Source organism: Acinetobacter bohemicus ANC 3994, assembly GCF_000367925.1.
GTDB lineage: Bacteria > Pseudomonadota > Gammaproteobacteria > Pseudomonadales > Moraxellaceae > Acinetobacter > Acinetobacter bohemicus.
In genome coordinates this window covers 111,078-136,539 of sequence record NZ_KB849166.1, presented here as the reverse complement: position 1 = coordinate 136,539, position 25,462 = coordinate 111,078, and the positions used below count along the sequence as shown (strand labels likewise).

Below are 25,462 nucleotides of genomic sequence, written 5' to 3'. Positions count from 1 at the left end.
TATAAAGTGGCTTTTTTATTCAATTTGAATATGCAATTTAGTTTTTCAATATGTGAATATGTTTGCAGAGCGCGAAATTAAATGGTATTTAGTTGCATATCTAACTCTGAAAAGCGGAAAGACAATGAAAAAAGTATTACAAACATTGATGATTGCAGCTTTAGCGCTTCCTACTTTGACTTTTGCAAATACGGCTCAAACCACCACTATAGATAAAGTGCAAGCTGCTCGTGGGGCAACTACGGCTCAAGCAGTGGTTAAAGATGACAACATCACAGTGATGAGCCCGCGTACAGGAATTCGTTATACTTTTGCGAATCCGAATCAACGCCCAGTTATTTTAAAGACGACTGCTGTAACTGCTGCTAATTCAGCAAATGTAAATCGTATTGTGGCTTCCAATCCGGCATTATCCACAGCGAGTCAAGAAAAAGCCAAACAAGCATTATTGTCAGAATCTGCACAATTAGCCTCAAACTAAGCGCAGTTTCTTTTTTAGACCAGTCTTCGGACTGATGCCAGTCAGTTAAGAAATTGACTGGCATTTTGTTTTTTAAATTTATGATGTTATTCGATACGCGGAAACGTCATCCGCAACTGTTCGAGGCAAAACTATTTTAAAAAAGTAAGGTTTCTGCGATTAATTAATCAATAAAAGGGATTTGGCGAGTTTTGCGGATGACAATGCCTTTGATTACTTTGGGCTTATCCAAAGTAATAAATGAGCTCCCAGTATTTGATTTAAAAACATAAGACTCCGTCATGAATAACTAAAAACTAAGGACTCTATTTCTAAAGCCCTTAACTGACTAGCATTAAGTCTTCGGACTGGTTTTTTTATGCTTTGAAAGTGCAATTCAATAAAAAATAAATCAAACAAAGTGTTCTGCTCGATTTTTTATTCAATTTCTACTAAGCTGTCATTTTATCACGCACTTATTTGGAAGTTTAAAAATGGCGGTGGGCGACGTAACAATGCCACAAATGTATGTGGTTAAAGGTGTAAAAATTGGTTCAGCTGAAGCTTATGTACGCTATCAGAACCGACGTGACCTTGTCATTTTTGAATTTGCAGAAGGTTCAAATGTTGCGGGTGTATTTACTCAAAATGCATTTTGTGCCGCGCCAGTCCATGTATCTAAAGCACATCTTCAGCTTGCTAATCCACGTTATTTAGTGATTAACACGGGCAATGCCAATGCGGGTACAGGCAAAATTGGCATGGCGAATGCTGAGGCAACCTGTGCAAAATTGGCTGAACTTGCAGGCGTATCTAAAACTGAAATTCTGCCTTTTTCAACCGGTGTGATTGGTGAACAGCTTCCTTTAGCGCGTTTATTGACAGGTTTACAACCTGCACTCAATACACTAAAAGATGATGCTTGGTTAGATGCTGCGACTGGCATTATGACCACAGATACTTTGCCTAAAGGTGCGTCTGAACAATTTGAGTTGGATGGTATCCTCTATACCATGACTGGTATTTCTAAAGGCGCAGGCATGATTCGTCCGAATATGGCGACCATGTTGGGTTATGTAGCAACCGATGTCCCGATTAGTCGTGAATTGGTACAACAGCTATTAAAAACTACGGTGAATGTTTCATTTAACCGTATTACGATTGATGGTGACACCTCAACCAATGACTCCTGTATTTTTGTTGCTACAGGTCAAGCGGGCGGCACAGAAATTACATCAGTCGATGATGCGCGTTATACGGTGGTTTTGGATGTTCTCACCCGTGTGATGAAGCGCTTAGCACAACTGATTGTACGTGATGGTGAGGGTGCGACTAAATTTATGACTGTTGCCGTGGAAGGTGGCGCAGATACGCAAGAATGTTGTGATATTGCTTATAGCATTGCGCATTCACCATTGGTTAAAACGGCTTTCTTTGCATCCGATCCAAACTGGGGACGTATCCTTGCCGCAATTGGTTACGCAGGGGTTAAAAATTTAGACGTTGAAAAAATCCAAGTTTGGTTGGATGATGTACAAATCTGTAAAGATGGTGGTGCAGCAGCGGACTATACGGAAGAAGCTGGCGCACGTGTCATGTCTCAAGCCGAAATCACTATTCGTGTCGATTTAGGGCGAGGACAGGCAAAAGATACGGTCTATACCTGTGATCTTTCTTATGACTATGTCAAGATTAACGCAGATTACCGTTCTTAAGTTTTGTTGAATGAAAGGCCTCCGTTGTGAGGCTTTTTTGTAATGAAAAGTTTTTAATGCTTGATCAAAAAAGCATGATGCCATTTTGATCAGTGAATTGAGTGTATTGCTTGTCCATGAACAGGCACTAAGGATAGAGAAGACGTTTTTATGAATGATGCGACCAATTTAATTGCCAATGAGGCTAAATCGATTGTGCAGGCGCATTTAGATCGTTTAGGCGAGCCTAAAGATATTCATTTGAGTGATGAGGTCAAACAGGAAAAATTTGCGCAAATTCTTGCAGAACTCAAAAAACGCGATGCTGTCCTTGTCGCACATTATTATTGTGATCCTGAAGTTCAGGAGCTGGCTGAACTGTCTGGTGGTTGTGTTTCAGACTCATTAGAAATGGCACGTTTTGGTCGTGATCATAAAGCTTCAACTTTAGTGGTTGCGGGTGTGAAATTTATGGGGGAGACCTCAAAAATTCTCTCTCCAGAAAAAACAGTGCTTATGCCAACTTTAGAAGCCACTTGCTCTTTAGATTTGGGCTGCCCTGTAGAGGAGTTCAGTGCATTCTGTGATGCACATCCTGATCATACCGTTGTCGTTTATGCCAATACCTCTGCTGCGGTTAAAGCGCGCGCGGATTGGGTGGTCACTTCAAGCTGTGCAGTAGAAATTATTGAACATCTAGACAGTTTGGGTGAAAAGATTATTTGGGCACCCGATCAGCATCTGGGGCGTTATATCCAAAAGAAAACTGGTGCAGAGATGTTACTGTGGGATGGTGCTTGCATTGTGCATGAAGAGTTTCGTGCGCGTGGCATTGCCAATATGAAAGCTTTGTATCCAGATGCAGCAGTGTTGGTACACCCAGAGTCGCCAGAGTCGGTGGTCGATGTTGCCGATGCCGTGGGCAGTACTTCTCAACTGATTAAAGCCGCACAGACTTTACCGAATGAGCGTTTAATCGTGGCAACGGATCGTGGCATCTTTTATAAAATGCAACAAGCGGTGCCGAATAAGATTTTGATTGAAGCACCAACAGCGGGTGAGGGGGCAACATGTCGCTCTTGTGCACATTGTCCTTGGATGGCAATGAATGAATTGGATGGAATTTTAGCGGTTCTACAAAAGGCTGATCAAGAAATACACGTTGATCCAGTACTTGCGGAGCGGGCTAAATTACCGCTAGATCGTATGTTGAACTTCAGTGCCAGTTTAAAACGCTAATATTTGTATATAAAATGTCTAAAGTGCTTGATAAATATACATTCGGAGTGTTTTTTTAGTTTTTTTTGAATATAGGTGTTGACGTTGCTAAGCGTCACGCCTAGAATGCACACCGTACCGCACGAAGTGTAGTATGAAGCTAAGATGAATCGGAGCATGGCGCAGCTTGGTAGCGCACCTGGTTTGGGACCAGGGGGTCGTAGGTTCGAATCCTACTGCTCCGACCAATTCTTCAAGGCAAAGGTTTCATGGTATTTAGGTATCATAGTCATGCGCCTGTAGCTCAGTAGGATAGAGCATCCGCCTTCTAAGCGGATGGTCACAGGTTCGAATCCTGTCAGGCGCACCATTTGGTAGCTTGATACTTTAGAATCTAAAATGTTGTAACGGTGGATGTAGCTCAGTTGGTAGAGCCCCGGATTGTGATTCCGGTTGTCGTGGGTTCGAGCCCCATCATTCACCCCAATTCGGAGCATGGCGCAGCTTGGTAGCGCACCTGGTTTGGGACCAGGGGGTCGTAGGTTCGAATCCTACTGCTCCGACCATCTTTTAAAAGATGATATAAATAATCCGCTTAAATGCGGTTTTTTTATGCCTGAAATTTGTAGAATTTAATGTGAAAAATAAAACCCTCTTTAATATGGAGAGGGTTTTATATGCAAAAATAATTAAGGAATAATAACGACATTCACACGACGGTTGATTGCTCGATTTTCATTGGAATTGTTCTGCACTAAAGGTTGGCTTGGACCGCGTCCAAAAGTTTGAATATTTTGTTGCTTATAACCGGCTTGAATAAAAACATTAGCAACATTTTGCGCACGTTTTTCTGAGAGTGTTTGGTTGTAACTTTCATTTCCAATATCATCGGTATGCCCAATAATTTTTAATTTATCTAAATCATATTTTTGCAATTGCGAAGACAGTCGGTTGAGTGATGCTTTGTGTGTTTCTTGAATTTCTGTGCTATCAAAATCAAACAGTAATTTTTCGGGTAGTGCGAGTGACCAGCCCTCATTTGTTAATGAAAACCCCTCTTTTTTTAACATATGTACTTGTTTGTAATTGAGCTGACCAAGATTCATACATGCTGTTAAAAAAGTACAGAATAAAATGGTGAAAGTTGTCTTGATTATTTTGACATGCATCTGCTTAGGCCTATGTGTTATTTAGGTTGGGGGAGATAAACCAATGGTGTGGTAACGTTTTTGCGCGATACATTGCACTGTCGGCTTGAGTAATCAGTTCTTCTGGAGATGCGGCATTTTTTGCAAAAGCAATCCCAATACTGAAGCTGAAATGAATTTCGGCTTTTTCGAAAATAAGAGGTGCTTTACTGCAACTTAGCAAATGTTCACAAATGCTGGCTAATTGTTGTGGTTGTTGAATATTGTGGACAATAATCGCAAATTCATCCCCGCCAAGGCGAGTAATGAAATCATGTTGACGTAAGTTGGATTTTAATCGCTTTGCCATTTCTTGCAGTACCGCATCACCCGCTAAATGGCCGTATTGGTCATTAATGTCTTTAAAGTTATTGTTATCAATAAAAAATAAAGCAATATGTTCTCGGTGTTTAGAGTCGAATAAATTGAATAAAGTTTGGTAAAAATAATGTCGATTGGGCAGTTGGGTAAGTTCGTCGTGATGTGCTTGATGGCTGAGTTTAATATTTTCAGTTTGTAATTGTTGGCTTGATGTGTGAATTTTTTCTAATAGCTCATTGAAAGCAATATTGAGTTCTTGAAATTCTTGTATGTCTGAATCTGCTAAGCGTAGTTGATAGTTTTTTTCTTCACTAATCATCTGTGCTGTTTCAACAATCGGTTGTAGTGACTTCATTAGGTGTTGATACAGGGTGCTAACAGACCAAAAAAGCACAGCAAGCATCATGAGAAAGCCCAATGCTAAACCGAGTAGCAGTTTGTAAAAGAAACTCACTAAAGCAGATGAATTACCATAAACAATTAATTTGCCGTAATTTTCTTGGTCATGTTGAATATTGATGGTTGCGGGTTGATTAAAGAAAAGATGATCTAAAATTACCTGACTTGAGAAAGTTGGGTTTTCAGTATGTTTGACCTGTGCAAGTGAGCGATTTTGATTGTCTAACACTTGAATTGAGCGAATGGGGTATTGTTCTGAATATTCTGCAAGGATTTGTGCAATTGTAATTTGGTCTTTAAAAACAACAGCGGGTTGAATCCGTTCACCGAGGGCTTCCGATAAAATATGTAAGTTGCGATTGGCGTAAGTTTCCATTGTATAAGTAGAAATGACCGCAAAGATGATAGTGCAAATTGTAAAAGTAAGAATAAAGATAGCGAGTTGTGAGCGTTTAAATAGCTGCTGTAGTGAGGTAATGCTGTTTATTTTTTTCATTATTGTTGCTCACTTGGCTTTGCTAAAAGTAAAACGCGCGGATCAATGTGAACTTTAGATTGACTTAAACTTTCTAAATTGATTTTAAAACTTAAATGCTTATTTTTTTTATAAAGGCAAAAGGCACTTCCTATTTCGCAATTCAGATTATTGGTACTAATCGATAATGCGGGATAGCGAACTGTTGTATTGAGAAGATGTTGCTCTTCTTGGGCTGTGAGTGAAGAGAAAATGATGGCTTGGCAAGAGGTGTTTGCTAACTCATTGGTGTTGATTGAGTAAATTTGATAATGCAGATTGTTTTGCTGAGTGTGGATTTTAAATTGAGTGGCAAGTGCTTCATTACTAATGATGCAAATATTAGATAGGTTGCTTAACCTTGAATAACTTAAAATTGAAAAAGTCGTTGCAGCAATACTGTTATTTTGATGAGGAGCTGCATAGCTTGGGGTTATGTATGACAACGCTAGTAAAAGTAGGGTAATTTTTTGTTTTAGTGAGGGCATTTTGAGGGGATTTTAAGGTGCGGTATGTGGTAAGAATCAGTTTAACTAAAAAAGAAGTATAAAAATAGTGATAAAAATGGATATTAAATAATCAAAAAAAAGCTTTTTTGCGGAATAAACAACCACTCGTTAAAAATAGTGTAAAAAAGGGGTTGTGTGAGATGTGAAATGCTGTAGAATGCACATCCATCGGCGGTGATGTTAAATAAAACCTCTGATAAATCAATAAGTTGGTTGGATTGTTAAGATTTCGAATGAGATTTTAAGATTGGATTTAAACTTAGGTTTGTCGGGAAATAATTTAGCAAAACCTGTTGACTTTCTCTGGAAAGAGAGTAGTATAGCCGACCTAGCTTGCTGATGACGAATCAGCAAGAAGATCATTAAGAGATTATGAAGAACAACTTGTGTGGATTTTTACTGGTTGATTGATCGAAATTATTTTCATTGATTGATGGTAGAAATTACTCGAAGTTTATTTGAGAAATATTTGTCAGAAAATTGATGAGCCAAGATTGGTAGCCTTTAAGCTACTACTGATTTTAAACTGAAGAGTTTGATCATGGCTCAGATTGAACGCTGGCGGCAGGCTTAACACATGCAAGTCGAGCGGAGATGAGGTGCTTGCACCTTATCTTAGCGGCGGACGGGTGAGTAATGCTTAGGAATCTGCCTATTAGTGGGGGACAACATTTCGAAAGGAATGCTAATACCGCATACGCCCTACGGGGGAAAGCAGGGGATCTTCGGACCTTGCGCTAATAGATGAGCCTAAGTCGGATTAGCTAGTTGGTGGGGTAAAGGCCTACCAAGGCGACGATCTGTAGCGGGTCTGAGAGGATGATCCGCCACACTGGGACTGAGACACGGCCCAGACTCCTACGGGAGGCAGCAGTGGGGAATATTGGACAATGGGGGGAACCCTGATCCAGCCATGCCGCGTGTGTGAAGAAGGCCTTTTGGTTGTAAAGCACTTTAAGCGAGGAGGAGGAGCTCTAGACTAATACTCTAGATGCTTGGACGTTACTCGCAGAATAAGCACCGGCTAACTCTGTGCCAGCAGCCGCGGTAATACAGAGGGTGCAAGCGTTAATCGGATTTACTGGGCGTAAAGCGTGCGTAGGTGGTCTTTTAAGTCGGATGTGAAATCCCTGAGCTTAACTTAGGAATTGCATTCGATACTGGGAGACTAGAGTATGGGAGAGGATGGTAGAATTCCAGGTGTAGCGGTGAAATGCGTAGAGATCTGGAGGAATACCGATGGCGAAGGCAGCCATCTGGCCTAATACTGACACTGAGGTACGAAAGCATGGGGAGCAAACAGGATTAGATACCCTGGTAGTCCATGCCGTAAACGATGTCTACTAGCCGTTGGGGCCTTTGAGGCTTTAGTGGCGCAGCTAACGCGATAAGTAGACCGCCTGGGGAGTACGGTCGCAAGACTAAAACTCAAATGAATTGACGGGGGCCCGCACAAGCGGTGGAGCATGTGGTTTAATTCGATGCAACGCGAAGAACCTTACCTGGTCTTGACATAGTAAGAACTTTCCAGAGATGGATTGGTGCCTTCGGGAGCTTACATACAGGTGCTGCATGGCTGTCGTCAGCTCGTGTCGTGAGATGTTGGGTTAAGTCCCGCAACGAGCGCAACCCTTTTCCTTATTTGCCAGCGGGTTAAGCCGGGAACTTTAAGGATACTGCCAGTGACAAACTGGAGGAAGGCGGGGACGACGTCAAGTCATCATGGCCCTTACGACCAGGGCTACACACGTGCTACAATGGTCGGTACAAAGGGTTGCTACCTAGCGATAGGATGCTAATCTCAAAAAGCCGATCGTAGTCCGGATTGGAGTCTGCAACTCGACTCCATGAAGTCGGAATCGCTAGTAATCGCGGATCAGAATGCCGCGGTGAATACGTTCCCGGGCCTTGTACACACCGCCCGTCACACCATGGGAGTTTGTTGCACCAGAAGTAGGTAGTCTAACCGTAAGGAGGACGCTTACCACGGTGTGGCCGATGACTGGGGTGAAGTCGTAACAAGGTAGCCGTAGGGGAACCTGCGGCTGGATCACCTCCTTAACGAAAGATTGACGATCGGTAAGAATCCACAACAAGTTGTTCTTCATGAAGATGTATCTGAGGGTCTGTAGCTCAGTTGGTTAGAGCACACGCTTGATAAGCGTGGGGTCACAAGTTCAAATCTTGTCAGACCCACCAATCTAACGAACGAAGATGAAGAAATTCATTGAGAGACAGAGAAGAAGATATATCGAATCTAATGATAAGCTGGGGACTTAGCTTAGTTGGTAGAGCGCCTGCTTTGCACGCAGGAGGTCAACGGTTCGACTCCGTTAGTCTCCACCATATATAAAGCTAGGTGATTACAGAATTTAGTGAATATAAAAACTTAATTAAGTTTTTAGTTTATTAAATTCTGTGATTTATCACAGTTACCTACGATCTGACGAAGACGTAGTTAATCATTAACAGATTATAAATTTGAGTTGAAATAAATTGTTTAAACTCAGAACTGAATTGACATTAATTTGTATCACGCAAGTGTTACGAAGAAATGAAAATAAAGAACTGAGCACTAGCGATTAACTGAATCAAGCGTTTTGGAAAACGAACTAGATTGAAGCTGTACTGTGGTTAAATCCACAAAACTCGAAGCAAGGTCATCAACATTAACTTGTAGTGTTGAAACGACTGTTTGGGGTTGTATAGTCAAGTAATTAAGTGCATGTGGTGGATGCCTTGGCAGTCAGAGGCGATGAAAGACGTAATAGCCTGCGAAAAGCTCCGGGGAGGCGGCAAATATCCTGTGATCCGGAGATTTCTGAATGGGGAAACCCACTTACCATAAGGTAGGTATCGCATGATGAATACATAGTCATGCGAAGCGAACGAGGGGAAGTGAAACATCTCAGTACCCTTAGGAAAAGAAATCAATTGAGATTCCCTTAGTAGCGGCGAGCGAACGGGGAAAAGCCCATTAAGTTATCTAAGTTCTAGTGGAATGCTCTGGGAAGTGCAACCATAGTGGGTGATAGTCCTGTACACGAAAGGGCTTAGATAATGATGTCGAGTAGGGCGAGGCACGTGAAACCTTGTCTGAATATGGGGGGACCATCCTCCAAGGCTAAATACTCCTGACTGACCGATAGTGAACCAGTACCGTGAGGGAAAGGCGAAAAGAACCCCTGTGAGGGGAGTGAAATAGATCCTGAAACCGCATGCATACAAGCAGTGGGAGCCGGCATTGCGTCCGGTGACTGCGTACCTTTTGTATAATGGGTCAGCGACTTATATTCAGTAGCGAGGTTAACCGAATAGGGGAGCCGTAGAGAAATCGAGTCTTAATAGGGCGAATTAGTTGCTGGGTATAGACCCGAAACCAGGTGATCTATCCATGAGCAGGTTGAAGGTTGGGTAACACTAACTGGAGGACCGAACCCACTGTCGTTGAAAAGCCAGGGGATGACTTGTGGATAGGGGTGAAAGGCTAATCAAACTTGGTGATAGCTGGTTCTCCCCGAAAGCTATTTAGGTAGCGCCTCGGACGAATACCATTGGGGGTAGAGCACTGTTTCGGCTAGGGGGTCATCCCGACTTACCAAACCGATGCAAACTCCGAATACCAATGAGTACTATCCGGGAGACAGACTGCGGGTGCTAACGTCCGTAGTCAAGAGGAAAACAATCCAGACCGCCAGCTAAGGCCCCAAAATTATAGTTAAGTGGGAAACGATGTGGGAAGGCATAGACAGCTAGGAGGTTGGCTTAGAAGCAGCCACCCTTTAAAGAAAGCGTAATAGCTCACTAGTCGAGTCGGCCTGCGCGGAAGATGTAACGGGGCTAAAACTATATGCCGAAGCTGCGGATTTGCAATTTATTGCAAGTGGTAGGGGAGCGTTCTGTAAGCCGATGAAGGTGGATTGAGAAGTCTGCTGGAGGTATCAGAAGTGCGAATGCTGACGTGAGTAACGACAATGCGAGTGAAAAACTCGCACGCTGAAAGACCAAGGGTTCCAGTCCAACGTTAATCGGGGCTGGGTGAGTCGACCCCTAAGGCGAGGCCGAGAGGCGTAGTCGATGGGAAATTGGTTAATATTCCAATACTTCTGTGTAATGCGATGAGAGGACGGAGAAGGTTAAGTCAGCCTGGCGTTGGTTGTCCAGGTGAAAGGTTGTAGGCATGTATCTTAGGCAAATCCGGGGTACTCTATGCTGAGAACTGATAGCAAGCTGTACTTGTACAGTGAAGTGGCTGATACCATGCTTCCAGGAAAAGTCTCTAAGCTTCAGTTACACAGGAATCGTACCCGAAACCGACACAGGTGGTCAGGTCGAGTAGACCAAAGCGCTTGAGAGAACTCTGCTGAAGGAACTAGGCAAAATGGTACCGTAACTTCGGGAGAAGGTACGCTGCCGACGGTGATGGGATTTACTCCCTGAGCGGTTGGCAGCCACAGAAACCAGGCCCCTGCAACTGTTTATTAAAAACATAGCACTCTGCAAACACGAAAGTGGACGTATAGGGTGTGATGCCTGCCCGGTGCTGGAAGGTTAATTGATGGGGTTAGCGTAAGCGAAGCTCTTGATCGAAGCCCCAGTAAACGGCGGCCGTAACTATAACGGTCCTAAGGTAGCGAAATTCCTTGTCGGGTAAGTTCCGACCTGCACGAATGGCATAATGATGGGGGCGCTGTCTCCAGCAGAGACTCAGTGAAATCGAATTCGCCGTGAAGATGCGGTGTACCCGCGGCTAGACGGAAAGACCCCGTGAACCTTTACTGCAGCTTGACATTGAACTTTGATCTTACTTGTGTAGGATAGGTGGGAGGCTTTGAAACTCGGACGCTAGTTCGAGTGGAGCCAATCTTGAAATACCACCCTGGTAATATTGAGGTTCTAACTCTGCTCCATTATCTGGAGCGAGGACCATGTCTGGTGGGTAGTTTGACTGGGGCGGTCTCCTCCTAAAGAGTAACGGAGGAGTACGAAGGTGCGCTCAGCGTGGTCGGAAATCACGCGTAGAGTATAAAGGCAAAAGCGCGCTTAACTGCGAGACCCACAAGTCGAGCAGGTACGAAAGTAGGTCTTAGTGATCCGGTGGTTCTGTATGGAAGGGCCATCGCTCAACGGATAAAAGGTACTCTGGGGATAACAGGCTGATACCGCCCAAGAGTTCATATCGACGGCGGTGTTTGGCACCTCGATGTCGGCTCATCTCATCCTGGGGCTGAAGCAGGTCCCAAGGGTATGGCTGTTCGCCATTTAAAGAGGTACGCGAGCTGGGTTTAGAACGTCGTGAGACAGTTCGGTCCCTATCTACCGTGGGCGTTGGAAATTTGAGAGGATCTGCTCCTAGTACGAGAGGACCAGAGTGGACGAACCTCTGGTGTACCGGTTGTGACGCCAGTCGCATCGCCGGGTAGCTATGTTCGGAAGGGATAACCGCTGAAAGCATCTAAGCGGGAAGCCTACCTCAAGATAAGATTTCCCAAGGACTTTATGTCCTCTAAAGAGCCGTTGAAGACTACGACGTTGATAGGTTGGATGTGGAAGTGCAGTGATGCATGAAGCTGACCAATACTAATTGCTCGTGAGGCTTGACTATACAACACCCAAACAGTTGTATTGCTCATCTAATTCGATACAAAATACTTGATTTAGTTTAAAAGCTAGTTACAATACCAACTCAAATTTAGCATAATCTGTTAATAACTCATTTGGTACAAAGTAAGGCATACGAAATAAACAGCGTAAATAAGACCCGAAAAAGTCCATAAACAGTTGTGCTGGCGACAATAGCAAGAGTGAACCACCTGATCCCTTCCCGAACTCAGAAGTGAAACCTCTTCGCGCTGATGGTAGTGTGGGGTTACCCATGTGAGAGTAAGTCATCGCCAGCTCATTATTACTAAAAACACCCTCTTCGTTAGAAGAGGGTGTTTTTTTATGTGCGGGAAAAAGTAAATAAGTAAAAGTAGGCCGGAGTTAAGCAGTTTAGATAAAAATAGAAAAAAAATAGGCAACTGTGGGGAATGGATAAGCGCTGGATTTTGGCTTTTATTTATTTTAAATGATCTAGATTCAATTCTTGGTATCGCTAGATTCGATCTACTTATTGATAGAGGAAATTCTTTGTTATCTGCCCAACCTATTTTGCGCATTGGTCTGCGTAAGTATTTAGAAATAGTAGAATAAGGTTTGATGGTATCGTATACGAAGACTCTAAAAGAATAGCTCTAAAGAAATTTCTTAAATTTTGTTGCAGATAAATTTTAAAATTAGGAAAAATAGTTTTTAAATATCACCAGTATAGACTTTTCAATATTATATTTGATGTTATAGCGAATAATAAATTTAGTTTAGCGATGAAATTTTACTTATTCGCTATTTTTTAAACATCAAAGACAATATCTACTTGTTTATGAATCAATAGGTGTCTTATATCTATAATGCACTTTTCAATGTTTTTTGATGTTGTTGCACTTGATTTGCATATTTTTTGCCTTGGCGCTTCATTTTCCAACTGGATTCATAGCCCGTAGGTCCGACATTGTAATAAGCAAGGGCCTTTTTCCAACTTCCAGCAGATTGATTATATTTGGCTAGAATGTATGTACCACAATTAATATTATTATTTTCTTCTATCAGATCTCCAGAACAGGTTTGTTGCCAGTAACGAGGGATAATTTGAGTGAGTCCGACGGCACCTGCGGGTGAAATAGCATAGTTTTTATAACTTGATTCTTGTCGAATCATGGCAGCTAATAGTAATGGATCAACATTATATTTGTCAGCATTTTGAACAATCATAGGCGATACACGATCTGCTGTATTGGGTTCAACAGCATAAGCTTTTTGTATGCCCGTAGATAATTTAGCAGACCGTTTAGCAATTGAGCCACTGCCTAAAGATGAACAACCTGTAAAAGCTAGAGCAACAATGGTTATAGCTGCGAATTTAAATGTACAGAAATGAGTCTTTAATAATTGTGATCGTAAGTGAGACGTAATTAACAAGGTTAGAAACCAAAGTAAAATTTTATTGAAAGTGATGCTAGGGTCCTTAGTCGCTAGAGTCAATAGTTGATGTTTTGTATTATTTATTCAATTTGTGAAAAATATTGATGTTAAAATTGTTGAGTGATTTTGAAAATAAAATTATTTCATATAAATAGGGAATCTTATCATTTTGATGCAACTTATTCGTTAAAAGGCATTTTAACTGTTTAATTCTTTTAAGATAGCGTCATTAAAAGCCGGAATATCGTCTGGGCATCGTGAAGTAATTAAAGGCCAATTGTGGGCATTACAACGATGAACCTCTTTATCCACCCAATTTCCGCCAGCATTTTCTAGATCCAATTTGATGCTTTTATAAGACGTTAAATTTTTATCTTTAATGCGCCCAGCATTGATTAAAACCCAAGGTGCATGACAAATAGCGGCAATAGGTTTTGCATTATCTGTGAAGTATTGAATAATTCTATGCGCATCTTGATTTAGCCTAAGTATATCAGCGTTTATGGTTCCTCCAGGAATCACCAAAATATCATAATCTTGTGCTGAAACTTTGGCTAAAGTGGTTTGTGGAATATAAGAGGTTGCCGATTGTTTGCCATTTTTAACCGTATGGACTTCCTTTTGTTCTTCAGCAGCATGAATCACTTCAATGCCTTTCGATTGTAAAAATTCAAGTGGTTTGATCAGTTCATCGTGTTCTATACCAATATTAGAGGTAATAAATAATGCTTTTTTAGACATTTTCATGACCCTTAATCTTGTATTTGAATTTTGACATTAACAAAGTGTCCTAGATGAAGCTGTACAAATTTTGGCTTATTTTTGTTAAAGTTTGAAAATATGTAGCAAAAAATAAGCCCCATACGTGATGAGGCTTATTTTATATAGATTTCAAGTTAGACCTTTTACTTACTTTTATGCATCCTGCTTACGTCGTTTATTATTTTTATTGTTGGAAACATCCTGCTTCCTGATCATTTAAGCATATGTTTTTGAATCTATCTTAACTAGCCGTGATTGCATATTTTTGCTGTAAGTAATTACGGACAGGAGTGTAGATAATTAGCCGATAAAAGTGTGTCAAAGGATGACTGATTTTCTATCGTTTTAATGTTTAGACGTACATTAAAGTAGTTTTTGCATCCAAATTTCACAAGCATGGCTATGTCCAGTATTGCCTTTAGGTTGGTCTAAATATTTAAAACCTAATTTTTCATATAGTTTGACTGCTTGCCACAATTCTTTGGTTGTTTCTAGATAACAAGATTTAAAACCTTGTTGCTCAGTAAATTGAAAACTTTTTTCTAGTATTTGTTTAGCAAAGCCTAAACTGCGAATTTCAGGCAGAAAATACATTTTTTGAATTTCTAGTATGGTTTCATCACCTTTTAGTTCGGATAAACCGCCACCACCAAATATTTGACCATGTTCATTTTCAATGATCCAATATTGGCTATTTTTCTGCGAATATACGGTGTATAAATCATCTAAAATTGGATCAGCTACGGCAAAACCAGATTCAGCAGCGAGTCCAAATTCTTTGGAAACTTCGCGAATAATGCGTGCAATTTCAGTATTGTCTTGGGCTTGAATGGGTCTGATGTGATACATAAACTTAAATTAATCACAATAAAAAAGAGATGGATTTTTATAACAAAAAATCCATCTCTTGTAAGCTCTTTATCGATTAAAAAATCACAAAACTATTTCAATTCACTTGAACTTTTGCCTAATTCGCGACGTGCAATAATGAGTTGTTGGATTTGTTGTGTGCCTTCAAAAATATCGAGAATTTTTGAGTCACGTGCCCATTTTTCTAATAATTCATCTTCGTTATAACCAACACTTGCAGCCAATTCGACACATTTTAACGTGATTTCATTGCAAATTCGTCCTGCCTTGGCTTTTGAAATAGAAGCTTCACGAGAGTTTGGTTTTTTATTATCAGCCATCCACGCGGCTTTCATGGTCAGCAAGCGTGCAGCTTCCCATTCTGCTTCCATCCGATAAATTTGTGCGGCTATATAGGATGTCTGTAAGTAGGGGGTAGCATAATTTTCATCGAGTTGATCTTTAAAAATTTCTTTAATTCTTTCTAGCGATGCTTTAGCACAGCCCACAGCCATTGCAGCGACCAAAGGGCGAGTGTTATCAAAAGTTTCCATGACACCAGCGAAACCTTTTGCGATGTCAATTTCGGCATGACCCAATAGATTTATACTAGGTACTCGACAATCAATAAAGCTAATCACGGCAGTATCGGATGCTTTAATACCGAGTTTATGTTCCAGACGTTCTACTTTCATTCCCGCAGTTCCTTTAGGAACGACAAAGGATTTAATCGCAGCTCGACCTTGTTTTTTATCTAAGGTTGCCCAAACGACAACAGAGTCAGCACGTTCACCTGAAGTCACGAAAATCTTTTCGCCATTTAAAATGTAATCATCGCCATCTTTGGTTGCAGTGGTCCGAATCGCAGCGGAATCTGAACCACAGCCAGATTCGGTAATGGCCATTGCTGCCCATGTGCCTTTGAAGCGTTCAAGTTGTTCATCGTTTGCGACAGCAGCGATTGCGGAATTACCTAAACCTTGACGGGGCATACTGAGTAATAATCCAGTATCGCCATAACACATTTCAATGACACCCAGTGCCGTGGACATATTGACACCGTTTTTATTGCCAGCTTCGGTGCTGCCACGTTTTCCGACGGCAGCACCTGCATTCATGCCTTCGCCACCATCGTTCATCCCATCAAGGATTGAGGCAAACATATCGAGTTCTTTGGGATAGCTATGTTCGGCTTTATCGTATTTACGTGAAATAGGGCGCAGTACATTGACAGCAGTTTCATGGGCTTGATCTATCAGTAGCTTAAATTTTTTAGGATTTTGTAAGTTCATGTGCTTTATTCCTTATTTTGATAGATTAAGCATGTAAGCCTGAATGTAAGATTGCTGTTGCACGTAAATCACGATACCAACGTTCTACGGGGTGCTCTTTGGTAAAGCCATGACCCCCTAAAATTTGCACACCATTTGTTCCAATTTGCATGGATTTTTCTGCACAGAGTAAGCGTGCTAAATAGGCTTCGCGATGAAAAGCTTGACCTGCCTCTGCAAGACTTGCCGCATTTAAAATCAGCATACGCATCGCATCAATTTCGATTGCCATATCTGCAATCATAAATGCCACACTTTGACGGTGTGAGATAGGTTCACCAAAAGCAGTACGTTCATTGGCATATTGAATACAGTAAGCTTTCACTGCTTCACAAGTACCGACAGCCATAGCGCACCACATTAAATTGCCTAAGTCTAAGAAAGCGGGATAATTAAAGTCTTCATCACCTAACAATTCAGCAGGGGTTTGGTTAAATTTTAAAGTGACAGTTTCCGCGGCTTTTATCCCCATAGCTGTGCTTTTTTTAGCGGTAATGCTGTTGTCTCGTTTGACAATAAAAACCTCTGGTGAGCCATGAAGCTCAGCATTTACCAGTAATAGATCAGCCGTTTCACCTAAGATCACCAGAGTCTTTTCTCCATCAATGCTATATTTGCCATTGTTTGAAGTCGCCTTAGTTTTTAAGTTGAATGGATTAAATGCAGGGGTTGCTTCTTGTATGGCAAAGGTTGCTTGGATGTCACTCTCATTGGCAAAGCTGGGTAAATAGGTCGATTGAATTTTTTCCGAACCCCATTGTGTCATTGCATTAATGACACTGAATGTGGAAAGTAAACCCGCAGTTAAGCTGAAATCACCTCTGGCCAAATGTTCAGCAATTAGAATGTTACTTAAAATATTTTTTTCTGTTGCCACGCCACCTAAGGCTTCAGGAAGTGCATAGTAATTCAACCCTAGATCCGTAGAATGTTGCCAAAGCACAGTCGGAAATTTTTCATCTTGATCTGCTTGATGTGCCAAAGGATAGAGCACTTCAGATGCGAACTGATCCATCGCATCGCAGGTCATTTGTTGTTCTTCGGTGAGGTTTAAATCGAAGAGTGATTTTTGTTGATTGGGGAGACGTTGTTTATGAATCTTTGCATCTGCTTTAAAGACCTTTTGGGTTTTGCTTAAGGTCTGAAAACTGATTTTTGAGCCTTGATATAAAGACTTTTCCAGAAATTTACGTAGCTTAAGCTGATCAAGAACATCACTACCCGCAATTTTGGTGATGAGGGAAAGCCCAAATCCTTGTGCCTTGTTTACCATATTGGTCATTATTATCGTCCATCAGTTTTTGATTTTTTGTATTTTTATGCTGACACGTGGACATAGAAAAGACTATGTCATCGCTGACAATTAAAATTGACTTAGATGAATGGTTTTAAATTTTTTTAAAATTTATTAAATTATTGAATAATATTTAATTTATTAGATTTTTATTGAGCACTAGAAACAGGAGATTGACTAGAATGACAGTAAGCTCATTCTAGTCAAGACCGCTTTATAAGAATTTTTCGACCATGTTACGAACATTGGTTTTTGCATCAATCACCGTCATAAAAGTGTATGCACCAATGAATTTGCGACTAATAAACATAAATTCTTTGGGCGGTACACTGAAATAACGTGATGCCATCGATTTAGATGCACGCTGCATTACGCGACTATGTAATTGGCTCTTTTTCCAATCGTAACGCTGTTGTTCGTCCATCACGCCTTCAGGTAGATCAGGATTGTTTGTGATTGTACTAAAGGCTTCAGTGGCTAATAAAAAGACTTTGGCCATATCGGGTTTAATGCTTTGAGGAATGGAATCAAAAAATTCATAACCTGTCATGGCATTGACCATTTCATCAATATTATGATGATAGCCCGCTTGAATTAAATTACGCGCAACAGCAAGCAAATGCTCATCAAATTGACGAATCGCACCAAAATCTAACAATACAATTTTATCTGTGTTGTCTGTACCATTGCCCAATTGCACCAAATAATTTCCAAAATTTGGATCGGTTTGCATTTCACCCCATTCGAAAATCTCACGGATGGCAATTTCTAAAGATGCTTCACCGAGTTGATTACGACGTTCTTGAGGTAGAGACAGCATAACAGGGCTATTTATTGGGACACCACGTTCAAAAGTCATACAGAGAATTTGATCTGTGCAGTACTCATCAATAATATGCGGTACGACATAGCGTGGGTCATCTTTTAAACGTTCTGCGAAACGACACGTAGTCGCAGCTTCAATTTCATAGTTGACTTCACGATGCAACATTTCGCGAACTTCATCAAACCATTGATCAAATTCACGGGTTTGCGGCACGATGCGCGTCAGTTTCAGCATATTTTTAAATAAGCTCATATCTGAATCAATAGCATCGGCTACACCGGGATATTGGATTTTAAGCACAATTTCCAAGCCATCTGATTTACGAGTAGCACGATGTACTTGCGCCAATGACGCTGTACCCAAAGGTTCATGGTCAATCGTTAAATCATCTAATTTAGAACCTAATTGTTGTTCTAAATGTTGCTTAATGGCTGGCCATGCGAGGGCAATGGTTTGATTGTTTAAGGTATTGAGTGCTTGTGTGATTTCTTCAGGTAAAAAATGTTCGCCATACAGCGCCATCATTTGACCAATTTTAACGATCGAACCTTTGAGTTTACCAATTTCAGAAACAAGATAGTCAGCTTGCTCTTTCATGGCTTTTTTACGTTTCTTTTCTTTTTCTGCTTCACTGGAAAACATAGTTGTCGCATTAGATGCAGCCCAACGAGTTCCTGCTAGTAAGGATGCTTTAGCGATAGATAAGCGTCGATCCATAGAGGAAGTTTTAAGTTGTTTAAGCTTATCGTTCTGATCTGACATTAAACAAAATCCTTTAATCAGCAAGTCGCAGAATAATTAATTGTAGCGGATATTAACGTGTATTGGCGTATTAAAAAAGTTCAACATGCTTAAATAGGGTATGAATATGCTGAATATTTAATTCATTTTTCATATTTTACCAAGTTGAACCGATACTTTCATGTTACCGGTTCAATTGCTAAGGACAGTTACAGGACTTTTTTTAAGAAGGTCTATTTCAAAGGGGATACGTTGCCAGCTCTCTATTGGCCACTTACATATTAAATTGAATTTTAATGTTACTTTTTTGCTTTAACGTCGTTTTATTGTCTTGAATATACTGAAAAATCATGGCTTGAACAGTATCATGCTGAAAACCAAGTGAATAACCTTTTACAATGATAATACTCGGTAGGCTAAAGAATAGATATTTAGCATCGTCTTCAGTCGCTTTAGCATAGATACCGTGTTGAATGAGAATTTCTTGGAAAAACTTTTTCTCATGTAAAACTTGAGTGGATAACGTGTCATTCCAATAATTTTGACGCATTGCCATTAAATTGTTGTGTTTATAACTCATAATGAAAGATTCGATGTTGAATTGAATGAGACTGTGTTCAATATAAGGGCATTTGTGTCGAATTCAATATAAAAATTGCAGTGAGTTTTTGATCTTTAGATTTCAACATGCTGCGATAGGAATCTGTAGATGATTACTGTACTATTCATAAAATAAAAGAATAGAATTTTAAATGAGTCATGTCGACAAGGGGAAGTCATGCGATTCGTATCAGCCATTTTCGGGTGTATCGTTGCTTTGGGGTCAAGTACAGCTTTTGCTGATGGATACTCGGCGGTATATACGCAGTGTTTAAATAATGCTTACGGTGATCTAGAGGTCACTAAAAAGTGTGTCAGTACAGAACAGGAAAAACAAAATAAGTTACTGAAACAGTATTATGAAAAGATTTTGGAAAATAATAGTCAACACACAACGAATATTAAACAACAGCGTCAGCTTTGGCAAAGTCAGGTTGAGCAGCGCTGTTATTCTGCGCTAAAGAGTGATTTTGGTAAAATCAGACAAGCTAAATGCCAGTTAGAGATGACCATGAATCAAGTTGGTTATTATAAAAGTAAGCAATTAGGTCTGAGTTAATTGTGCATGAATGTCATGCAAGCGTTATAAAAACCAGTAAAACAAGGTATCATAAGGCGTTTAAAAATATCGACCTTGGAGAAGCCTTAAGTGGATCAACTGACCATTAGCCCTGAACATTTGCAGGAAGCCGCTGAAAACCTAACCACCATCCGCGATTTTATTCGTTTTGGTGTTTCAGCTCTACGTCAATATGATGCACATTTAGGTCAAGGTACGGAAGACTTTTTTGCTGAAAGTTCGGCTTTAGTGTTGCAAACATTGGCATTGGATTGGAGTGCGAATCCAGAAATTTTAGATGCGAAATTATTGCCAAGTGAAAAAGCAGAATTTATCAGTTTACTTGAACGTCGTATCAATGAAAAAGTGCCAACCTCTTATTTGTTGAATCTTGCTTATTTCTGTGACAAACCTTATTACGTGGATGAACGTGTGCTTATTCCACGTTCACCGATTGCAGAATTGATTAACCAGCGTTTTGCACCGTATTGCTTAGATGAAAACGGTCAAGTACGCGAAGCTTTAAATAATCTGCCTGAGAATGCAAATCCTAAAATGCCACGTCGTATTTTAGATATGTGTACAGGTTCAGGTTGTATCGCAATTGCTTTGGCATATGCGTTCCCTGAATCTGAAGTAGATGCCACTGATATTTCTAAAGAAGCTTTGGAAGTCGCTTCTATTAATGCTGAACATCACAATATGCAATATCAAGTTGCATTGATGGAATCAGATCTATTTGCAAAAATTCCTGCTGAAAATCAATATGACTTAATCGTGTCAAATCCTCCGTATGTGGATGCAGAAGACATGGCTGATTTACCTGCTGAATTTTTGCATGAGCCAGAACTTGCCCTTGCTGCGGGTCAAGACGGTTTAGATTTAGTGCGTAAAATGTTAGCGCAAGCGGCTGATTACTTGACTGAAGATGGCTTAATCGTGATTGAAGTCGGTAATTCTGAATGGGCAATGAAACAGAACTTTAATACTGTGGATTTCCATTGGTTAACTTTCCAAAAAGGTGGTTCGGGTATTTTTGCTTTAACAGCAGAACAATGCCGTAAATACCGTGATTTATTTGTAAAATCGGTTCAAGCATAAGGAGTTGTGAACATGGCAGGTAATAGTATTGGACAGCTGTTTCGTGTAACGACTTGTGGTGAATCTCATGGCGTTGGCCTCATGGCAATTGTCGATGGTGTTCCGCCAGGTTTAGAGCTTTCTGAAGCCGATTTGCAACACGATTTAGACCGTCGTAAGCCGGGAACGTCTAAATTTGCGACTCAACGCAAAGAACCCGATGAAGTTGAAATTATTTCAGGTGTATTTGAAGGTAAAACCACAGGTACATCGATTGGTTTACTGATTCGTAATACGGATCAGAAATCGAAAGATTATGGCAATATTGCACAAACCTTCCGTCCGGGTCATGCAGATTATACTTATACCCAAAAGTATGGCTTTCGTGATTACCGTGGTGGCGGTCGTTCAAGCGCGCGTGAAACCGCGATGCGTGTAGCGGCAGGTGCTATTGCTAAGAAATATCTGGCTGAAAAATTTGCGATTGATATTCGTGGTCATGTAACGCAAATTGGTACAGAAAAAGCAGAAAAATTGGATTGGGCAGAAGTTCCGAACAATCCTTTTTTCTGTGGTGATGTGGATGCCGTGCCTCGTTTTGAAGCTTTAGTGACTTCATTGCGTGAACAAGGTACAAGTTGTGGTGCAAAGCTTGAAATTGTTGCTGAAAAAGTTCCAGTGGGTTGGGGCGAGCCTGTATTTGATCGTTTAGATGCCGACATTGCCCATGCGATGATGAGTATCAATGCGGTTAAAGGGGTTGAAATTGGCGATGGTTTTGCTGTTGCAGAACAGTTTGGTCATGAAACACGTGATGAGTTAACAACTGATGGTTTCTTGGCAAATCATGCGGGCGGTATACTGGGTGGTATTTCATCTGGGCAAACGATTCGTGTGGCAATTGCTTTAAAACCAACCGCAAGTATTACTACACCGGGTAAAACCATTAATATTGATCGTCAAGATACCGATGTGTTGACTAAAGGTCGTCATGATCCTTGCGTGGGTGTACGTGCGACACCGATTGCAGAAGCAATGCTTGCTATAGTATTGATGGATCACTTTATGCGTCATCGTGCGCAAAATGCAGATGTTGTTGCGCCGTTTGCACCGATTGAGCCGAAGTAAAAGAAAATTTTTCTTGGCTTGAATATGGTTAGTGAACAATTCATCTATACGCTTTAATAAAAAACCAGACTTTATGTCTGGTTTTTTATTTTTGAATTCGATCCAAGATCTGCTACATTTTAATTCATATTGTATAAGTCACAGATCAAAAGAATAACAATGAAAAACTTAAGTTTGAGAACAGCAAATTCTTCAGATATTCAAAATTTAGTGATTCTTATCAACCAAGCTTATAGAACGAATAATGCTGCGAGTTGGACCAGTGAACAAAGTATTGTTGCTGGGGCAAGAATCAATGAACAACAACTGCGTCATTTTTTGGCGCAAAAGAATGTGCGGCTATTTGTCGCTGATATTCAGGACAATCCACAACAAGGATTGCTTGGCTGTATCGGTTTAACTTTTCAACAAGATACAGTGGAAATAGGAACGTTTTGTGTTGCAGCTGCTTGGCAGAATCAAGGCATTGGTCGGCAGATGCTTAAATATGCCGAAATGAAGGCACAGGAAATATGTGCAAATTTAAAGTGCTATGAGATGTTTGTACTTGATGCCAGATCTGAATTAATTGAATATTATGAACGATGTGGCTATGTTAAAACTGCTTGCATCGAAAATTATCCAATTCATGCAAATGTAGGCATTCCATTAATTGATTTAAAATTACAGCAAATGAAAAAGTCGATCATGCAATAGATCTAAAAATGCTAGGTGAAAGGTTGTTGGGTAAAACTCAGGATCGATTTCTATTCAAGTGATCAAAGCATTAGTCTAAATAGGATTAGGCTTAGTTAATAGCTGAATCATTACAATGTTTCAGAAATTATATGATCAGACGTTGCAATATGATATTGATTTCGACCATTACTTTTTGCTGTATATAGTGCGTGATCCGCTCGTGAAATAAAATCTGAAAGCTTGTCATTGAGATGAGGAATCATTGTCGCTACACCAACACTAATAGTCACATGTTTGGAAACATTACTTTTAGGGTGGATAATTCCAATATTTCGGACTAATTCCATTAACTGCTGTACCTGAATAAGTGCTTGGTCTTTGTCTGTTACCGAGAACAATAGCAAAAATTCTTCACCCCCATAACGTGCCGCTAGATCACCACTTCGTGAAGAAATTGAACCCAGTAAAATTGCGATACGTCTAAGGCATTGATCTCCTTGAATATGGCCAAGTGCATCGTTATATAGTTTAAAAAAATCTATATCAATCATCATGATTGTTATAGGTAGCTTATGACGAATTGCACTTCTCCATTCATTTTCAAGGACTTCATCTAAGTAGCGTCGATTAGCCAAACCCGTTAAAGCATCTTGTTGTGAAAGGATCGAAAGTTGTTGTGCTTGACGCATCAGTTCTAATCGATTTAGTTCAATCATACAATTTTGTAGATAGTTTTCCCGATGTTGTCGATCGGTAGCATAAGCTAAAGCCATGCCAAGGAAACTACTAAAAGTATAAGTTCTATTTAAAATAGTCCAATCAATTGAACCGTTTAACCATGTGCTTATGCCTATGCCAATCAGACCACCACACCAACCTGCAATAATTGCAGTATAAAATCTCATGCCAACAAAGCCATAAATAATCACCACCGCATACATCATTGCAGCGTGAAAGAGCACGTTATTTTGACCTTGTTCTAATACGTTAATCAGGGTGAACGTCAGTGCAACTGCACCTGTAGACCCAAGACAAACATAGTGATCAAACCACTTGTTCATAGAGGGAATGAAGGCAAGTAACCATGCAAAAACAATGATCATGCCAACCCAACCATAATATACGATCCATTCAAAACGCATTTCAGCGGGTAACGCTTGATAAGTACCAAAACTTAAATATAGATATAATCCTAAAATGATAGGCGCACGAAAACGAAATTCATATGCAGCTTCATTTTTATACTGGTTTTTATAAACAACTTCTAATTCTTTAGGAAACCAAACTAAATTTAGCCCGCGAGAAATTAACAAGTCGATTTGTTCTTGCCCCAGTAGATTGGATGCTTTCAACTTCATTTTATCTCTCACCACTCCCAATATTTTTATAAATTTAAAAGAGAGATTGTTTTTTTGACTACGTTACACTGAATTAAATAAAATGTGTATTAGGGCGTGTCCTCATTTGGCTTTACACCAAATAAACATGCAAGCAATGTAAATCATAGACTGATAATTTCGTGCAAGCTTATCAAATCGGGTTGCAATCGCTCGAAAATGTTTTAACCTCGCAAACGCATTCTCAACTAAATGCCTTAATCGATATAGATATTTATCAAATTCTTTATTTAATCTTTTACTATTTGATCTCATTGGAATAATTGGAATCATATTTTTATTTTTAATCAATATTCTGATGGTCTCAGCATCATATCCCTTATCTGCAATTAAATAATCTGCTTTTTCTACAGTCTCTATCAATTGCTCTGCAACTTGGCTATCGTGGACTTGACCCCCAGTGATTTTAAAATCAATCGGTAATCCATTCGCGTCGGTTGCAAGATGTATTTTTGTTGTTCGCCCACCACGTGATTGTCCAATTGCTCTTTCGAAACCATTCCGAGCTCCACTTGCATGCTGATGCACGCGTATGTAGCTTCCGTCAATGAATACCCATTCTTGATCCAAGACGCCACGTAATCTAAAAAAAATTTATTCCACAACCCCTTACTTGCCCAACGATTAAAACGATTATAAGCAGTTTGCCAAGGACAAAATTCTTGAGGAATATCACGCCATGTCGCACCTGTACGTAGTTTCCATAAGATAGCTTCCATGATATTTCTACTATTCTTTGAACAGTAGCAACCGTGTAATCGCATTGTATCTTGGATTTGCTGCCAAATATTATCTGTTAAAAGAGTACGTGCCATTGAATAATATTGAAATACAACTAATTTGGAATATTATTTTAAGTCTTTAACATCCATTCTTCAAATGAGGACACGCCCTA

19 protein-coding genes, 6 tRNA genes and 3 rRNA genes are annotated in these 25,462 nt (G+C 40.2%); 16 read left to right on the top strand and 12 right to left on the bottom strand.

Annotated features, from left to right (window positions below; genetic code table 11):
• The first annotated feature begins 124 nt into the window (after window positions 1–124).
• The 7 genes from F994_RS06840 (at window position 125) to F994_RS06810 (ending at window position 3,938) form a co-directional block, all read left to right on the top strand.
• A complete protein-coding gene (locus F994_RS06840; protein WP_004649498.1) occupies window positions 125–481 on the top strand; it encodes a hypothetical protein in 357 nt (118 codons plus the stop codon).
• A 473-nt stretch (window positions 482–954) separates the two neighbouring features.
• Entirely contained in the window at window positions 955–2,175 is a 1,221-nt protein-coding gene (gene argJ / locus F994_RS06835; protein ID WP_004649497.1) for a bifunctional glutamate N-acetyltransferase/amino-acid acetyltransferase ArgJ, read from the top strand.
• Between the two features lie 150 nt (window positions 2,176–2,325).
• Entirely contained in the window at window positions 2,326–3,393 is a 1,068-nt protein-coding gene (gene nadA, locus F994_RS06830; RefSeq protein WP_004649496.1) for a quinolinate synthase NadA, read from the top strand.
• Window positions 3,394–3,543: 150 nt separating this feature from the next.
• Window positions 3,544–3,620 (top strand) — tRNA-Pro (locus F994_RS06825).
• 45 nt (window positions 3,621–3,665) lie between these two features.
• Window positions 3,666–3,742, top strand: a tRNA-Arg gene (locus F994_RS06820).
• Window positions 3,743–3,782: 40 nt separating this feature from the next.
• Window positions 3,783–3,858, top strand: a tRNA-His gene (locus F994_RS06815).
• A gap of 3 nt (window positions 3,859–3,861) precedes the next feature.
• Window positions 3,862–3,938 (top strand) — tRNA-Pro (locus tag F994_RS06810).
• Between the two features lie 123 nt (window positions 3,939–4,061).
• On the opposite strand, the gene F994_RS06805 is transcribed toward F994_RS06810, so the two are convergent.
• From F994_RS06805 to F994_RS06795, 3 genes are read right to left on the bottom strand one after another with little or no spacing between them, the layout of a single operon-like run.
• Window positions 4,062–4,541, bottom strand: coding sequence for an outer membrane lipoprotein YfiB (locus F994_RS06805; RefSeq protein ID WP_004649495.1), 480 nt, complete (start codon window positions 4,539–4,541; stop codon window positions 4,062–4,064).
• A gap of 10 nt (window positions 4,542–4,551) precedes the next feature.
• Complete coding sequence (locus F994_RS06800; RefSeq protein ID WP_004649494.1) at window positions 4,552–5,775, bottom strand: diguanylate cyclase DgcN/YfiN; 1,224 nt, start codon at window positions 5,773–5,775, stop codon at window positions 4,552–4,554.
• Window positions 5,775–6,281, bottom strand: a complete 507-nt coding sequence (locus F994_RS06795) for a regulatory sequestration protein YfiR (RefSeq protein WP_004649493.1) — start codon at window positions 6,279–6,281, stop codon at window positions 5,775–5,777. The genes F994_RS06800 and F994_RS06795 overlap by 1 nt, the downstream gene beginning before the upstream one ends.
• Window positions 6,282–6,825: 544 nt before the next feature.
• Between F994_RS06795 and F994_RS06790 the strand changes: the two genes are divergently transcribed.
• From F994_RS06790 to rrf, 5 genes are all read left to right on the top strand, one after another.
• Window positions 6,826–8,363, top strand: a 16S ribosomal RNA gene (locus F994_RS06790).
• A 61-nt stretch (window positions 8,364–8,424) separates the two neighbouring features.
• Window positions 8,425–8,501: transfer RNA gene (locus F994_RS06785), tRNA-Ile, on the top strand.
• Between the two features lie 71 nt (window positions 8,502–8,572).
• Window positions 8,573–8,648 (top strand) — tRNA-Ala (locus F994_RS06780).
• 361 nt (window positions 8,649–9,009) lie between these two features.
• Window positions 9,010–11,907: ribosomal RNA gene (locus F994_RS06775) — 23S ribosomal RNA — on the top strand.
• A 180-nt stretch (window positions 11,908–12,087) separates the two neighbouring features.
• Window positions 12,088–12,202: ribosomal RNA gene (rrf, locus tag F994_RS06770) — 5S ribosomal RNA — on the top strand.
• The 16S, 23S and 5S rRNA genes sit together here with 2 tRNA genes alongside, the layout of an rRNA operon.
• Before the next feature lie 544 nt (window positions 12,203–12,746).
• Here rrf and F994_RS06765 read toward each other — a convergent pair.
• From F994_RS06765 to F994_RS06735, 7 genes are all read right to left on the bottom strand, one after another.
• Window positions 12,747–13,250, bottom strand: a complete 504-nt coding sequence (locus tag F994_RS06765) for a lytic transglycosylase domain-containing protein (RefSeq protein ID WP_051061099.1) — start codon at window positions 13,248–13,250, stop codon at window positions 12,747–12,749.
• A 270-nt stretch (window positions 13,251–13,520) separates the two neighbouring features.
• Entirely contained in the window at window positions 13,521–14,063 is a 543-nt protein-coding gene (locus tag F994_RS06760; protein WP_004649491.1) for a type 1 glutamine amidotransferase domain-containing protein, read from the bottom strand.
• Between the two features lie 384 nt (window positions 14,064–14,447).
• A complete protein-coding gene (locus F994_RS06755) occupies window positions 14,448–14,933 on the bottom strand; it encodes a GNAT family N-acetyltransferase (protein WP_004649490.1) in 486 nt (161 codons plus the stop codon).
• Between the two features lie 92 nt (window positions 14,934–15,025).
• Window positions 15,026–16,225: an acyl-CoA dehydrogenase family protein gene (locus tag F994_RS06750; protein ID WP_004649489.1), complete on the bottom strand. Its 1,200-nt coding sequence runs from the start codon at window positions 16,223–16,225 to the stop codon at window positions 15,026–15,028.
• Window positions 16,226–16,250: 25 nt separating this feature from the next.
• Entirely contained in the window at window positions 16,251–17,537 is a 1,287-nt protein-coding gene (locus tag F994_RS06745) for an acyl-CoA dehydrogenase family protein (protein WP_171065326.1), read from the bottom strand.
• A gap of 235 nt (window positions 17,538–17,772) precedes the next feature.
• Window positions 17,773–19,146 (bottom strand): ABC1 kinase family protein, encoded by a 1,374-nt coding sequence (locus tag F994_RS06740; RefSeq protein WP_004649486.1) that lies wholly within the window; start codon window positions 19,144–19,146, stop codon window positions 17,773–17,775.
• Between the two features lie 253 nt (window positions 19,147–19,399).
• Window positions 19,400–19,705, bottom strand: a complete 306-nt coding sequence (locus F994_RS06735) for a hypothetical protein (protein ID WP_004649485.1) — start codon at window positions 19,703–19,705, stop codon at window positions 19,400–19,402.
• A 198-nt stretch (window positions 19,706–19,903) separates the two neighbouring features.
• On the opposite strand from F994_RS06735, the gene F994_RS06730 reads away from it, so the two are divergent.
• From F994_RS06730 to F994_RS06715, 4 genes are all read left to right on the top strand, one after another.
• Window positions 19,904–20,284: a lysozyme inhibitor LprI family protein gene (locus F994_RS06730; protein WP_004649484.1), complete on the top strand. Its 381-nt coding sequence runs from the start codon at window positions 19,904–19,906 to the stop codon at window positions 20,282–20,284.
• A gap of 90 nt (window positions 20,285–20,374) precedes the next feature.
• A complete protein-coding gene (prmB, locus tag F994_RS06725; RefSeq protein ID WP_004649483.1) occupies window positions 20,375–21,385 on the top strand; it encodes a 50S ribosomal protein L3 N(5)-glutamine methyltransferase in 1,011 nt (336 codons plus the stop codon).
• A 12-nt stretch (window positions 21,386–21,397) separates the two neighbouring features.
• A complete protein-coding gene (gene aroC, locus F994_RS06720; protein ID WP_004649482.1) occupies window positions 21,398–22,492 on the top strand; it encodes a chorismate synthase in 1,095 nt (364 codons plus the stop codon).
• Between the two features lie 159 nt (window positions 22,493–22,651).
• A complete protein-coding gene (locus tag F994_RS06715; protein WP_004649481.1) occupies window positions 22,652–23,188 on the top strand; it encodes a GNAT family N-acetyltransferase in 537 nt (178 codons plus the stop codon).
• Between the two features lie 110 nt (window positions 23,189–23,298).
• On the opposite strand, the gene F994_RS06710 is transcribed toward F994_RS06715, so the two are convergent.
• Both F994_RS06710 and F994_RS17165 read right to left on the bottom strand, forming a co-directional pair.
• Window positions 23,299–24,528: a GGDEF domain-containing protein gene (locus F994_RS06710; RefSeq protein ID WP_004649480.1), complete on the bottom strand. Its 1,230-nt coding sequence runs from the start codon at window positions 24,526–24,528 to the stop codon at window positions 23,299–23,301.
• 102 nt (window positions 24,529–24,630) lie between these two features.
• A protein-coding gene (locus tag F994_RS17165) for an IS5 family transposase (protein ID WP_407636529.1) occupies window positions 24,631–25,382 on the bottom strand; the annotation gives its coding sequence in 2 pieces (ribosomal slippage) (window positions 24,631–25,148 and window positions 25,148–25,382; 753 coding nt in all).
• Window positions 25,383–25,462 lie beyond the last annotated feature (80 nt).

Bases quoted from the DNA above. Each gene is read 5' to 3' on its own strand.
- F994_RS06755 (WP_004649490.1), bottom strand. From the start codon at position 14,933: ATGTATCACATCAGACCCATTCAAGCCCAAGACAATACTGAAATTGCA.
- F994_RS06740 (WP_004649486.1), bottom strand. From the start codon at position 19,146: ATGTCAGATCAGAACGATAAGCTTAAACAACTTAAAACTTCCTCTATG.
- F994_RS06735 (WP_004649485.1), bottom strand. From the start codon at position 19,705: ATGAGTTATAAACACAACAATTTAATGGCAATGCGTCAAAATTATTGG.
- F994_RS06800 (WP_004649494.1), bottom strand. From the start codon at position 5,775: ATGAAAAAAATAAACAGCATTACCTCACTACAGCAGCTATTTAAACGC.
- F994_RS06840 (WP_004649498.1), top strand. From the start codon at position 125: ATGAAAAAAGTATTACAAACATTGATGATTGCAGCTTTAGCGCTTCCT.
- nadA (WP_004649496.1), top strand. From the start codon at position 2,326: ATGAATGATGCGACCAATTTAATTGCCAATGAGGCTAAATCGATTGTG.
- F994_RS06745 (WP_171065326.1), bottom strand. From the start codon at position 17,537: ATGGTAAACAAGGCACAAGGATTTGGGCTTTCCCTCATCACCAAAATT.
- aroC (WP_004649482.1), top strand. From the start codon at position 21,398: ATGGCAGGTAATAGTATTGGACAGCTGTTTCGTGTAACGACTTGTGGT.
- F994_RS06715 (WP_004649481.1), top strand. From the start codon at position 22,652: ATGAAAAACTTAAGTTTGAGAACAGCAAATTCTTCAGATATTCAAAAT.
- argJ (WP_004649497.1), top strand. From the start codon at position 955: ATGGCGGTGGGCGACGTAACAATGCCACAAATGTATGTGGTTAAAGGT.
- F994_RS06750 (WP_004649489.1), bottom strand. From the start codon at position 16,225: ATGAACTTACAAAATCCTAAAAAATTTAAGCTACTGATAGATCAAGCC.
- F994_RS06805 (WP_004649495.1), bottom strand. From the start codon at position 4,541: ATGCATGTCAAAATAATCAAGACAACTTTCACCATTTTATTCTGTACT.
- F994_RS06760 (WP_004649491.1), bottom strand. From the start codon at position 14,063: ATGTCTAAAAAAGCATTATTTATTACCTCTAATATTGGTATAGAACAC.
- F994_RS06710 (WP_004649480.1), bottom strand. From the start codon at position 24,528: ATGAAGTTGAAAGCATCCAATCTACTGGGGCAAGAACAAATCGACTTG.
- F994_RS06730 (WP_004649484.1), top strand. From the start codon at position 19,904: ATGCGATTCGTATCAGCCATTTTCGGGTGTATCGTTGCTTTGGGGTCA.
- F994_RS06795 (WP_004649493.1), bottom strand. From the start codon at position 6,281: ATGCCCTCACTAAAACAAAAAATTACCCTACTTTTACTAGCGTTGTCA.